Origin of the sequence: Amycolatopsis sp. FU40, assembly GCF_021903635.1 — a bacterium.
Taxonomy (GTDB): Bacteria; Actinomycetota; Actinomycetes; order Mycobacteriales; family Pseudonocardiaceae; genus Amycolatopsis; species Amycolatopsis dendrobii.
Genome location: NZ_CP091381.1, coordinates 9,584,451 through 9,596,292, shown reverse-complemented (window position 1 = coordinate 9,596,292; position 11,842 = coordinate 9,584,451). Strand labels below are relative to the sequence as shown.

Here is an 11,842-nt window from a genome sequence, read left to right as displayed (position 1 = left end):
ATTGACCGCGCCCGGTATTTCCGGCTCAGACCGCCACGCGGTTCCGGCCGCCGTCCTTCGCCCGGTACAGCGCGGCGTCGGCCGACCGCAGCACCTCGTCGAGCGTGGTGCCCGCCTGCGGATAACACGCGACCCCGACGGACACGGAGAGTCCGCTGATCCGCAGCGGACCTCCCACCGCGACGGTCAGCTCCCCCACCGCTACCCGCACCCGTTCGGCGATCCCGAGCACGTCCGTGTCGCCGGTCGCGGGCAGCAGGACCACGAATTCCTCGCCGCCGAACCGGCCGACGGTGTCGCTTTGCCGCACCGAAGCCTCGATCGCCACGGCGACCGCGGCCAGCACCTCGTCGCCGGTGAGGTGACCGTACGTGTCGTTGATGCGCTTGAAGTGGTCTAGATCGATCATCAGCACGGCGAACCCGCTGCCTGCCCCGCGCCGCCGGGCCCGGGTGAATTCGCTGGTCGCCAGTTCGTGCCAGCCCGCGGTGTTGAGCAGCCCGGTCTTCTCGTCGGTCACGACCGCCACCTGCAACTGCTGCTTCAGCAGCAGATAGCGGTGCAGCAACAGCAACGGCGGCAGCACGAACACCACCAGCACCGGCTGATGGACGAACGCCAGCGCAGCGAGCCCGCCGAGACACAGCGTCGCCAGCTCGAAGGCGTTGTCCTCCCAGGTGCCGATGAGGTCCGCGGGCGAGCGACTGTTCGTGTACAGGTAGATGCCCGTCGCCACGAGCACGACGTTCACCAGTTCAAAAACAGCTGCTGCCAGTACAAGCGCAAGGACGCCGTACGCGGTGTCGAGCCGTGCTTGATCCAGACCGCCGATGGTCAACACCGCAGACGCCGCGAAGCACGACAGCATCGCCCACGCGGTACTCGCCGCGAAGCGATGCGCGGGCCGCGTACGCACGTGTCGCCACACTCGCAGCCACAGATGCAGGTACAGCACCAACGCCAGCAACGCGACCCAAGCGGGCGGAAGCAAGAACGCGCCGGCGAGATACCAGACGGACGTGACGTTGATGTGCGTCTGGCCGCTCATCCACCGCCGCAGCCGCTCGATCCGCCGCGACATTTCGGCCTGCGCGATGCCGAGCCCGGCGAGCACGCCGAACGAACTGAACTGCACCGGCCCGCCGAACCCGGTCGCGAGGCCCGTCACCGTGAGCACCGCGGCGACGGCCTCGCACGCCATCGCGTAGCCGATCCATCGCCGCCGCGCGACCGCCCACATCGCCCAGCGCGGCGGCCAGCCTCGCCAGGCCGTCACCGCGCCGCGCACCCCGATGGGGACAGGTGCCTGCGTCACGGGCGCCCCCACGCGAAATTCGGCCTACGGAAGTTGCCCAGGGTAGCGGGTCCGCTCCGCAGCTAGCCGAACCGAGCGAAAACTCACCCCGCGAACTGCCCACCGGGCACGCTCTGGGTAGAGCGGGCGGGCAACCTCCGGGTCAGCGGCGGCGCAGCTTCCGCACGATGGCCAGCACGATCAGCAGCACGACCGCGCCCGCGGCCACCGGAGCCAGCCGCTTCGCGACGGACTGACCGGCGTAGTCGAGCAGGTCGATCGCCTCGGTCTCGCCGGTCGAACCGCCCGCCGGAACGCTCCGCAGATGCGGCTTCTCCTCGGCGACCGGCTCGGCCGCGGGCTTTTCGGCGGCGACCGGTTCGTCCGCGGCGGCGTGCTTCCCCTTGGCCGCGGGCACCTCAGCGGCTTTCTCTTCCGGAGCCGCTTCGGCCGGGGTCTCCAGCGACGCCGCGAGGTTCCCCGCGAAGGTGTCGAGGATCTTGCCGCCCACCTCGGAGATCAGGCCGCGGCCGAACTGCGCCGGACGTCCGGTGATCGCCAGGTCGGTGGCCACCGCGCCGTGCGTGCCGCCGTCGCGCTCGGTGAGCGTGAGGGTGACCGTCGCGGCCGCGGTGCCGCCGCCGCGGGAGTCCTTGCCGGACGCCTTGATGACGACCTTGCGCGCCGCCTCGTCCTTCTCCAGGAACTCGCCGGTTCCCTTGTACAGCAGCGAAATCGGCCCCAGCTTGACCTTCACCGTGCCCGCGAAGGTGTCCCCCTCCACCTTGGTGAGCGAGGCGCCCGGCATGCACGGGGCGACCCGCTCCGGGTCGATGACGGCCTGCCAGACCTCCCCGATCGGGGCGGGGACGGTGAATTCGTGGTCGAGCCGCACGGGCCGACCTCCTCTCCTGCACACTGCTTCGAGCCGTTGCCGTCCACCTTACGGCCGTCTCCCGGGGAGCGTTGTCGTGAAGGACTCCTTGGGGGAATCTGATTCCCCCAAGGAGTCCTTCACGGCCGGCCGGCTCAGGCGCCCACCGCCGCCGCGACGGCACGCCCGGTCAGCACCCGCGCGAGGTGCTGGCGGTATTCGACGTCGGAATTGCCGTCCGCGACCGGGTTGGTGCCCTCGGCCGCGTGCGCGGCGGCCGCCTTGATGGTTTCCGCGGTGGCCTGCGCGCCGAGCAACGCCTGCTCCACCCCGGTCGCCCGGACCGGGGTCGCGCCCATGTTCGTGAGCGCCACCCTGGCTTCCTCGATCACGCCGCCCTCGGTGCGCACGGTGGCCGCCACCGCGCACATCGACCAGGCTTGGGCGACCCGGTTGAATTTCTCGTAGTGCGCCCGCCAGCCGGTGTGCTTGGGCAGCCGCACCTCGACGAGCAGTTCGTCCGGGACCAGTGCGGTGGTGAAGTAGTCCTGGAAGAACTCCGCCGCGGACACTGTGCGCCGCCCGTTCAGCCCGGCCAGCACCAGCTCGCCGTCCAGCGCGAGCACCGGAGCCAGCAGGTCGCCAGCCGGGTCCGCGTGCGCGATCGCACCGCCGAACGTGCCGCGGTGGCGCACCTGCGGATCCGCGACAGTATCGGTCGCCTCCTTCACCAGCGCGGCGTGCTCGGCGATCAACGGATCGCGCTGGACGTCGTAGTGCGTCGTCATCGCACCGACCACGAGCGCGTCGCCGTCCTCGCGCACGCCGCGCATTTCGGCGATTTTCCCGAGGTCGACCAGCGTGGTCGGCGCGGCGAGCCGCATCCGCAGCACCGGCAGCAGGCTTTGCCCGCCCGCCAGCACCTTGGCGTCCTCGCCCGCCTCGGCGAGGGCCTGGACGGCTTCGTCCACCGTGGACGGAGCGACGTAGTCGAACGGAGCCGGAATCACTGGGCACCTCCGGAAGCGTCGATCGAACCGAGGCCGCCGCCGGCCTCGCCGCCGGGGCCGCCGGCGTTCGCGGTGCCGTTGCGCACCGCGTTCCACACGCGCATCGGCGTGAGCGGCATTTCGATGTCGTTCACCCCGAACTGGCGCACCGCGTCGACCACCGCGTTGACCACGGCGGGCGTAGAGGCGATCGTGCCCGCCTCGCCGACGCCCTTGGCTCCCAACGGGTTCGTGGTCGACGGCGTCTCCGTGCGGTCCGTGGTGAACGACGGCAGGTCGGCCGCCGAGGGCAGCAGGTAGTCGGCGAACGTGCCCGTGGTGAGCGTGCCGCTCTCGTCGTGCACGGCCTCCTCGAACAACGCCTGCGCGATGCCCTGCGCGAGCCCGCCGTGCACCTGGCCTTCCACGATCAGCGGATTGACCACCTTGCCGACATCGTCCACGCAGACGTACGAACGCAGTTTCACCTGGCCCGTTTCAGTGTCCACTTCGGCCGCGCACAGGTGAGTGCCGTGCGGGAAGGAGAAGTTCTCCGGGTCGAAGGTGGCATCGGAATCGAGCGACGGTTCGACGCCGTCCGGCAGGTTGTGCGCGGCGAACACGGCGAGCGCGATGTCCTGGATCGTCGTCGACGAATCCGTGCCCTTCACGGTGAACTTGCCGCCGGAGAACTCGAGATCGTCCTCCGAACACTCCAGCAGATGCGCGGCGATCGGCTTCGCCTTCGCGACCACCTTCTCCGCCGCCTTGACGATCGCGATGCCGCCGACGACCAGCGAGCGCGAACCGTACGTGTCGAGGCCCTTGTGCGAGGACTGCGTGTCGCCGTGCAGCACCTCGACGTCCTCGAAGGACACCCCGAGCTGGTCGGCCACGATCTGGCTCCACGCCGTCTCGTGCCCCTGGCCGTGCGCCGACGCACCCGTCGTGACCTCGACCTTGCCGGTCGGCAGCATCCGCAGCGACGCGTACTCCCAGCCGCCGGCACCGTAGTCGAGCGAACCCAGCACCCGCGACGGCGCGAGCCCGCACATCTCGGTGAACGTCGAGATCCCGATGCCGAGCTGCACCGGATCGTTCGCCTCGCGGCGTTCCTTCTGCTCGCGGCGCAGCGCGTCGTAGCCGAAGAGCTCCTTCGCCTTCTCGGTCGCGGCCTCGTAGTTGCCGGAGTCGTAGGTGAGCCCGCAGACCGTGGTGAACGGGAATTCCTCGTGCTTGATCCAGTTCTTCTCGCGCAGCTCCACCGGGTCCATGCCCAGCTCGTCGGCCAGCTCGTCCATGATCCGCTCGATCGCGAACGTCGCTTCCGGACGGCCCGCTCCGCGGTAGGCGTCGGTGAGCGTGGTCGTGGTGAACACGTTGGTGCAGGCGAAGTGGTAGGCCGGGATCTTGTAGATCGCGTTGAACATGAACGCGCCGAGGATCGGCACGCCCGGCCCGACCAGGCCGTTGTACGCGCCGAGGTTGGCGAGCAGTTCGACCTTGAGCCCGGTGACCGTGCCGTCGGCCTTCGCCGAGATCGTGATGTCCTGGATCTGGTCGCGGCCGTGGTGCGCGGCGAGCATCGTCTCGGACCGGGATTCGTTCCACTTCACCGGCTTGCCGAGCTTGTTCGCGACGAGCACGGTCATCATTTCCTCGGGCAGCACGCCGATCTTGCCGCCGAACCCGCCGCCGACGTCCGGCGCGATCACGCGCAGCTTGTGCTCCGGGATGCCCAGCGTCAGCGCGGACATCACGCGCAGAATGTGCGGCACCTGGGTGGCCGACCACATGGTGAGCTGAGCGCCGGTCGGATCGACCACGCACGCGCGCGGCTCCATGAACGCGGGCACGAGCCGCTGCTGACGGAACCGCCGCTTCAGCACCACCTCCGAAGAGGACAGTGCCTCCTCGACATTGCCACCGGTTCCGGCCTCGGCCGAATCGAACACCCAGAAGGCGTTCTTGTTGCTGCCCAGCTCCTCGTGCACCAGCGGCGCGTCTTCGGCGAGCGCTGCTTCCAGGTCAAGCACCGGCGGCAGGTCTTCGTACTCGACCTCGATCGCCTCGAGCGCGTCATGCGCCTCCGCGGCCGACCGCGCGACCACCACCGCCACGCCCTCGCCAGCGAAATTCACCCGATCCGATGCCAGCACTGGACGCCGCGGCGCAGCCATGTCCGGCGTGATCGGCCACGCACAAGGCATGCCGATCGCCCCCTCGGGATCAAGATCGGCAGCGGTATAGACGGCAACGACTCCCGCGGATTCCTTCGCCGCGGACGTGTCGATCGAAACGATCTTCGCGTGCGCCAGCGGACTCCGCAGCACCGCGAGATGCAGCATCCCCGGCAACGCGATGTTGTCCGTCCACCGGGTACGCCCGGTGATCAGCCGCTCGTCTTCCTTGCGGCGCCGGGACTTTCCTACCTCAGGCTCGATCGTGGCAGTCATCATTCACCCCCCACGCCGACGTGGTTGGCTTGGTCGATCTTCTCGGCTTCCGGCCCCGCGCCAGGACTCATGTGCTTCGCGGCGTCGCGCACCGCCTTCACGATGTTCTGGTAACCGGTGCAGCGGCAAAGATTGCCCTCGAGCCCCTCGCGGACGGCCTGCTCGTCCGGGTCCGGGTTGTCCGCCAGCAGGTCGATGGACTGCATGATCATGCCCGGCGTGCAGAACCCGCACTGCAGCGCGTGATTGTCGTGGAAAGCTTGCTGGACCGGGTGCAGCTGACCGTCGCGGGCCAGCCCCTCGACAGTCGTGACCTCGCTTCCGTCGGCCTGCACGGCGAGGACGGAACAGGATTTCACGCTGTGCCCGTCGAGATGAACGGTGCACGCGCCGCAGTTGCTGGTGTCGCACCCGACGACGGTGCCCACCTTCCCGACGCGTTCCCGTAAATAGTGGACGAGCAGGGTGCGCGGCTCGACGTCATCGGTGTATTTCGTGCCGTCGACAGTGACGGTGATGCGCATCAAAGGCCTCCAAGTGCAAATGCCCGCCAGCCCCGGCGGAGGCGGCGGGCCGGTTCGGGAACGGCCAAGGCACGATCGTGATCGGCCTCACAGGGGAGCGTGCTACGCCTTTCGCGCGCGGACAAGTCCTGATGTCGCACGTCGCCGTGGCGGTTCCGCAGATGCGGGTTCGCAGTTGACTTTGAGGCGCAGATGCGTGAAGCCGGACGGGTGATTTTTCGGTGGGCGGATCTTCCCGAGGGGGCGCGGTTTCGGGTCGGGGGTTCACCGGGTTTCGTTGCTGGACGGGGTTTTTCTCGCGGATTGCGCTGGCCGGGCGGGTCGTTGTGGCTGGCTGGGCATGGCTGTCCGGGCTTGGCCACCTGCGTCTCGGCCGACGCGGTCTCGGGCAGTCCGGTCTCGGGCTGGACGGTTCGGGCTGGACGGTTCGGGCAGCCCGGTCTCGGCCAGCCCCGGTCTCAGACTGGACAGTTCGGCCAGCCCGGTCTCGGCCAGCCGGGTCTCGGCCAGCCGGGTCTCGGACTGGACGGTTCGGCCTGGGGCCGCGCTTCCGTCCGTCTGTGGCCCCCAGGGTGCCAGCCGCGGTCCCGGCGAGCCAGCCGCGGTTCCAGCGCAGCAGCTGCCGAGTCCTCGCAGGCCCCGCCGCGTTGTCTGGATGCCTCGGCCCCGCGCTTGCCGCGTCGGCGTTGTGCGCAGCGCCGCCACGCACCGGACTCCTGCCCGGGCAGCACCCGCACGCCCAGCGCTGCCAGGCACCAAATTCCCGGCCAAGCAGCACCTAGCCGAGCCGTCCGGATTTCCAGGTCAGCTCCGTGCCCGCCCAGCCCTCACAACGCCGCCGGTCCCCGGAGCCAGTCCGCGCGCTACTCAGCTCCGCCAACCGTCCAGACCCAGGCCGCACCGATGAAACTCCCCGGATTTCCCACCCGCGTCAGCCGCCAAGCCCGGCCCGCAAACGCTTGCCACGGCTCTCAGCTCAGCAATCCGGTCAGCTGTGAATCCGCCCGCTCAACGCCGCCAGCCGCCGCCCAGTGCCGCTCCAGCGCAGAGCGATGATCTCCGCCGCGATCGACACGGCTGTCTCCTCCGGCGTGCGCGCGCCGAGGTCGAGGCCGATCGGCGACGACAGGCGTTCCAGTTCGCCCTCGGTGATCCCCGCCTCGCGAAGCCGCGCGAACCGGTCGTCGTGCGTCTTGCGGGAACCCATCGCGCCGACGTACCCGACGTCAAGCCGCAGCGCGACCTCCAGCAGCGGCACGTCGAACTTCGGATCGTGCGTGAGGACCGCGATCGCCGTCCGCGCGTCGATCCGGCCCGCGTCGGCCTCAGCCTTCAGATAGCGATGCGGCCAGTCGACGACCACGTCGTGCGCCTCCGGGAACCGGCTGCTGGTCGCGAACACCGGACGCGCGTCGCAGACCGTCACCTGGTACCCGAGATAAGCACCCATCCGTGCCATTGCGGCGGCGAAATCGATGGCCCCGAACACCAGCAGTCGCGGCGGCGGCTCGAAGGAATTCACGAAAACAGCCATGCCCTCGCCGCGACGCTGCCCGTCCGGTCCGTAGTGGAGCGTCCCGGTGCGTCCAGCGGCGAGAAGCCCGCGCGCGTCGTCGGCGACCGCGTCGTCCATCCGGGACGAGCCAAGGGACCCCTCGACCCGATCCGGCCACACAATCATGTGCTCGCCGACCAGCCCGGGCGTCTCATGCTCCACGATCGTGACGACCGCGACCGGCTCGCCGCTGCGCACCGACTCGACGACGCGCTCCAGCTCCGGCATCGATTCGCGGTCCACCGGCTCGACGTAGATGTCGATGATCCCGCCGCAGGTCAGCCCGACCGCGAACGCGTCGTCGTCACTGACGCCATAGCGCTGCAAAACCGGCTTCCGCTCGGCGACGACTTCGTTGGCCAGCTCGTAGACCGCGCCTTCGACACAGCCGCCGGACACGCTCCCGACGACCGTGCCGTCCGGCGCGACCATCATCGACGCGCCCGGTGCCCGCGGCGCCGACGAAAACGTGGCCACCACAGTGCCGAGCCCGACCGTTTCGCCCGCCTGCCAGCGGCGGTACACGTCGTCCAGTACGTCACGCATCGGCAATCTCCCCGAGGAGTCGTTCCAACGTCGCCAGGCTGTGCCCGGCCAGCAACCGGTCGATGTGCGGCAGGGCGGCCACGATGCCGGATTGGACCGGAGCATAACCCTCGTGCCCTGCGTGCGGATTCACCCAGAATACGGCGTGCGCGAGACGGCGCAGCCTGCCGAGTTGCTCGGCCAGCAAGCTGACATCGCCGCGCTCCCACCCGTCGGAGAACACGGTGACTACCGCGCGTCGCGCGAACCCGCGTTGGCCCCACCGGTCGAGAAACACTCGCAGCGTCTCGCCAAGCCGCGTCCCACCAGCGAAATCGGGCACCGCGGTGCCGGCGGCGAGCATTGCCTGCTCCGGATCGCGCTGCCGGAGTTGACGGGACACTCGCGTCATCCGGGTACCCAGCGTAAACACCTCGACCGACATCGGCGCGGCCCGCGCGACAACGTGCGCGAACCGCAGCAACGCGTCGGCATACGCGCTCATGGAACCGGAAACGTCGATCAGCAAGACGACTTTCCGCGCCCGCGTCCCCCGCCGATGATGCGCCAGCCGAACAGGCTCGCCACCGGACGCGAGCATCGCCCGCAAAGTCCGCGCCGGATCCAGCGCACCACGATGCGCAGGCGTCCGCCGCGCCGCCCGCCGCCGAGGCAGCACAGGACGCAGCGTCGCGAGCAACTCCCGCAAGTGCGCCCGCTCGGCTTTGGTCAACTCGGCGAGATCGCGATGCCGGAGAACCTCATGATCACTGGCCGCGACCCGAAGCGTGTCGTGCGATTCCTCGGTGCTGTCCCCGTCGCCTGCCGCCGCGACAAGCGGAGCGATCCGGGCCTGCTTCCGCACCGGAGTCCCCGACGTCGCCTTCGGACTGTCATCGCCTTCAAACCACCGCGCGAAGGCTTCCTCGTAGCGAGGCAGGTCGTCGGGATCGGAGCAGAGCGTCAACCGCCCGACCCAGTACAGCTGCGTCGGCCGGGCGACATCGACCTTCTCCACCGCCGACAGGTAAGCCTGCACCCGCCGCGCGTCACAAGCGACGCCCGCCGCGCGCAATGCCGCCGCGAACCCCGCATAGCCAGCAAGCGGGTCAGCGACTTCGGTGTTCATGTCCCCCATTGTGACCCCAACACCGGAAACCGCGCCGCGACAGCCGATCCCGCCCGCCCGTCACACACTCCGGCCGCGATCGGTTTAACTGGCCTTGGCCACGGCTGTCCGACCGCAGGCTGCGGGTTGCCTGTAGCGAGCTTGGCGCGCAGAGGTTCTTGGGCGAGTTTTCGGCCGTGCGGACTTGCTGGGGCGGGTTCTTGAGCGCGCGAAGGTTTCGGCTTGAGCTGCTCCAGCTCGCCAGTGTTCCTCCGCACCGCCATTCCAGTGTGAACCGCGTCGGCCCCGCAGATGTTCCGGCTCGCTCCAACTCACCGCTCCGCGCGACCCGCACACCGCTCCATCCAGCTGAACCGTCGCCAGCCCGATTCCGCCCGCGCCAAAGCCCCGCGGATGTCCCGCGCCCGTTGGCCAAGCCCATGCCGCGCCAAGGCTTCCCGGCACGTCCGCCAGCCAGCCAAACCCGAGCCGCGCTTCCGGGCATTTCGTTCAGCTCAGCCAGCCGCCTAGCGAAGCTCCCAAGGCCCACCACACCGCCCATCGCGTCGGCGAAGGGCGGCCGCGCACGCCGTCCCGCCTCCGGGACAGCGTGCGCGAACCGTGGTTGCGCGCAGCGGCCAGCCTCGGTAGCGCAAGGCGGGCGCGCGGAACCTTCAGGAAAGAACGGGAACTCAGCGGACGGCCAGGAGGGCAGTCCGGGCGAAGTCGGTCACGAGCCCTCCTTCCGGCACAGTCGCAGTCACAAGATCAGGCACAAGATCAATGAAGTCGGCGAAGTCATCCAGTGATGCTTCAAGCATGCCCGATCCCGCACCCCGCCGCAACGGACTTACCCGACCGTCCACATTAGACACATACTCAAGAGAACAACGTGTCCAGCTTCGCCCGCACCCGGTCGAGATCCTCGCTGTATTTGAGCACCGCGCCGAGGGTCCGCGCAGCCGTCGCGGCGTCCAGTTCGTCGCGCTGGAGCGCGAGCAAAGCCCTTGCCCAGTCTAGAGATTCGGCGACACCCGGCGGCTTGAGAAGGTCCATCGCCCGCAGCCGGTGCACCGCGTCGGCGATCTGCCGGGCGAGCGTCTCGCCGATCCCGGGCAGCCGGCGGCGCAGGATGCTGATCTCCCGAGTCAGGTCCGGATGCTCGAGCCAGTGGTAAAGGCACCGGCGCTTGAGCGCGTCGTGCACCTCGCGAGTCCGGTTGGACGTCAGCACGACCAGCGGCGGCTGCTCCGCACGCACCTCGCCGTACTCCGGGATCGTGACGGTGTACTCGTCCAGCAACTGCAGCAGGAACGCCTCGAACTCGTCGTCAGCGCGATCGATCTCGTCCACCAGCAGCACGCACGGTGTCGTGGTGAGCGCCTGCAGCAGCGGTCGCGCAAGCAGGAAACGCTCCGTGTACAGCGAACGCTCGGCAGTTTCCGCGTCGAGCCGTCCGCCGTCTGCCGCTTCGAGAGCGCGCAGGTGCAACAGCTGACGGGGAAAGTCCCACTCGTAGAGCGCCTGCGCGGCATCGATGCCCTCGTGACACTGAAGCCGCACCAGCGGCCACTTCAGCGCCTCCGACAGGGCAAGCGCCAGCGAGGTCTTCCCGGTGCCCGGCTCGCCTTCGCAGAAGAGCGGACGCTGCATCTGCGTCGCGAGAAATCCCGCGGTGGCCAGCCCCTCGTCGGCGAGGTAACCGGTGGTGTCGAGGGCGGCCGCGAGCGCGTCGGGCGAGGCGAGGGACTCTGTCACGCCCCCGATCGTAGATCCGAGACCGCCAAGTTCGCCGTTCACCGCAGCACGGAGCCGTTGCGCGGAGGAATCTCATCCGGATCCAGCGACGCACACTTCGGTGGCCAGACGAGCTCCGTCAGCGATCCAGGGCAGCCTGGTCGCTCGTCCCAGCACCTTTCAGCGCCGCTCCGCACCAGGCCCGGCCAGATCCCCAGGCCGATCGACATCGCTGCCGCTCCCGAGGTCACCGCACTCGACAAGCCGCACGTCAACCCGCCCGCGCAACCAGTCCCGCGCCCCGTGGTCCCCATGCGCCGAACTCGCGATCTCGCCCCACCAACGCCGTCCGAACAGCACCGGATGTCCGGGAACTCCCTGGTACGCAGCCCGGACGACGACGTCCTCGGAAGCCTCTCCGACTATCCGCGCGAGCGCCGCGGCCGGCACCCACGGCAGGTCCACCAGGTGCACGAGCACTGACACCGCCCGCTCCCCCGCCAGCGATTCGAGCCCGGCCTTCAGCGACTCGCCCATCCCGTCCTGCCATCGAGCCGCGGACACCGCAGCGACGTCCGGCGGCAACAGTTCCCGGACCTGCTCAGCCGACGCGCCGACCACCACCCGCACCGAGGCGCATCCGGCCTCGGCCAGGCTCCGGACCGCCCGCTGGACCAGCGGCTCCCCGTCGTACTCGACCAGCGCTTTGGGCCCGCCGAATCGCCGCCCCGCCCCGGCGGCGAGCAGCAATCCGGCAACTGGTTCCGGCATCCGCGCTCC

9 protein-coding genes are annotated in these 11,842 nt (G+C 69.6%); all 9 read right to left on the bottom strand.

Annotated elements, in window-relative coordinates:
• Positions 1-25 precede the first annotated feature (25 nt).
• The 9 genes from L3Q65_RS45435 to L3Q65_RS45395 all read right to left on the bottom strand — a co-directional run bounded on the left by L3Q65_RS45435 (position 26) and on the right by L3Q65_RS45395 (position 11,833).
• Positions 26-1,240: a diguanylate cyclase gene (locus tag L3Q65_RS45435; RefSeq protein WP_182895706.1), complete on the bottom strand. Its 1,215-nt coding sequence runs from the start codon at positions 1,238-1,240 to the stop codon at positions 26-28.
• 217 nt (positions 1,241-1,457) lie between these two features.
• Positions 1,458-2,189 carry an SRPBCC family protein gene (locus L3Q65_RS45430; RefSeq protein ID WP_182895587.1) on the bottom strand — a complete coding sequence of 244 codons (732 nt, stop codon included), beginning with the start codon at positions 2,187-2,189 and terminating at the stop codon, positions 1,458-1,460.
• A gap of 134 nt (positions 2,190-2,323) precedes the next feature.
• Positions 2,324-3,178: a xanthine dehydrogenase family protein subunit M gene (locus L3Q65_RS45425; protein WP_237598399.1), complete on the bottom strand. Its 855-nt coding sequence runs from the start codon at positions 3,176-3,178 to the stop codon at positions 2,324-2,326.
• Positions 3,175-5,613: a xanthine dehydrogenase family protein molybdopterin-binding subunit gene (locus L3Q65_RS45420; RefSeq protein WP_182895585.1), complete on the bottom strand. Its 2,439-nt coding sequence runs from the start codon at positions 5,611-5,613 to the stop codon at positions 3,175-3,177. Before L3Q65_RS45420 ends, L3Q65_RS45425 begins: the two co-directional genes overlap by 4 nt.
• Positions 5,613-6,137, bottom strand: a complete 525-nt coding sequence (locus tag L3Q65_RS45415) for a (2Fe-2S)-binding protein (protein ID WP_182895584.1) — start codon at positions 6,135-6,137, stop codon at positions 5,613-5,615. The genes L3Q65_RS45420 and L3Q65_RS45415 overlap by 1 nt, the downstream gene beginning before the upstream one ends.
• A 988-nt stretch (positions 6,138-7,125) precedes the next feature.
• Entirely contained in the window at positions 7,126-8,238 is a 1,113-nt protein-coding gene (locus L3Q65_RS45410) for an XdhC/CoxI family protein (RefSeq protein ID WP_037810189.1), read from the bottom strand.
• On the bottom strand, positions 8,231-9,346 hold the full coding sequence (locus L3Q65_RS45405) for a VWA domain-containing protein (protein WP_237598398.1): 1,116 nt from the start codon (positions 9,344-9,346) through the stop codon (positions 8,231-8,233). Before L3Q65_RS45405 ends, L3Q65_RS45410 begins: the two co-directional genes overlap by 8 nt.
• Positions 9,347-10,204: 858 nt before the next feature.
• Entirely contained in the window at positions 10,205-11,083 is an 879-nt protein-coding gene (locus L3Q65_RS45400) for a MoxR family ATPase (RefSeq protein ID WP_237598397.1), read from the bottom strand.
• Between the two features lie 159 nt (positions 11,084-11,242).
• Positions 11,243-11,833, bottom strand: coding sequence for an NTP transferase domain-containing protein (locus L3Q65_RS45395; RefSeq protein WP_237598396.1), 591 nt, complete (start codon positions 11,831-11,833; stop codon positions 11,243-11,245).
• Positions 11,834-11,842 lie beyond the last annotated feature (9 nt).

Coding starts and splice junctions, on each gene's coding strand:
- L3Q65_RS45435 (WP_182895706.1), bottom strand. CDS start 1,240: ATGTGGGCGGTCGCGCGGCGGCGATGGATCGGCTACGCGATGGCGTGC.
- L3Q65_RS45420 (WP_182895585.1), bottom strand. CDS start 5,613: ATGACTGCCACGATCGAGCCTGAGGTAGGAAAGTCCCGGCGCCGCAAG.
- L3Q65_RS45415 (WP_182895584.1), bottom strand. CDS start 6,137: ATGCGCATCACCGTCACTGTCGACGGCACGAAATACACCGATGACGTC.
- L3Q65_RS45410 (WP_037810189.1), bottom strand. CDS start 8,238: ATGCGTGACGTACTGGACGACGTGTACCGCCGCTGGCAGGCGGGCGAA.
- L3Q65_RS45405 (WP_237598398.1), bottom strand. CDS start 9,346: ATGAACACCGAAGTCGCTGACCCGCTTGCTGGCTATGCGGGGTTCGCG.
- L3Q65_RS45395 (WP_237598396.1), bottom strand. CDS start 11,833: ATGCCGGAACCAGTTGCCGGATTGCTGCTCGCCGCCGGGGCGGGGCGG.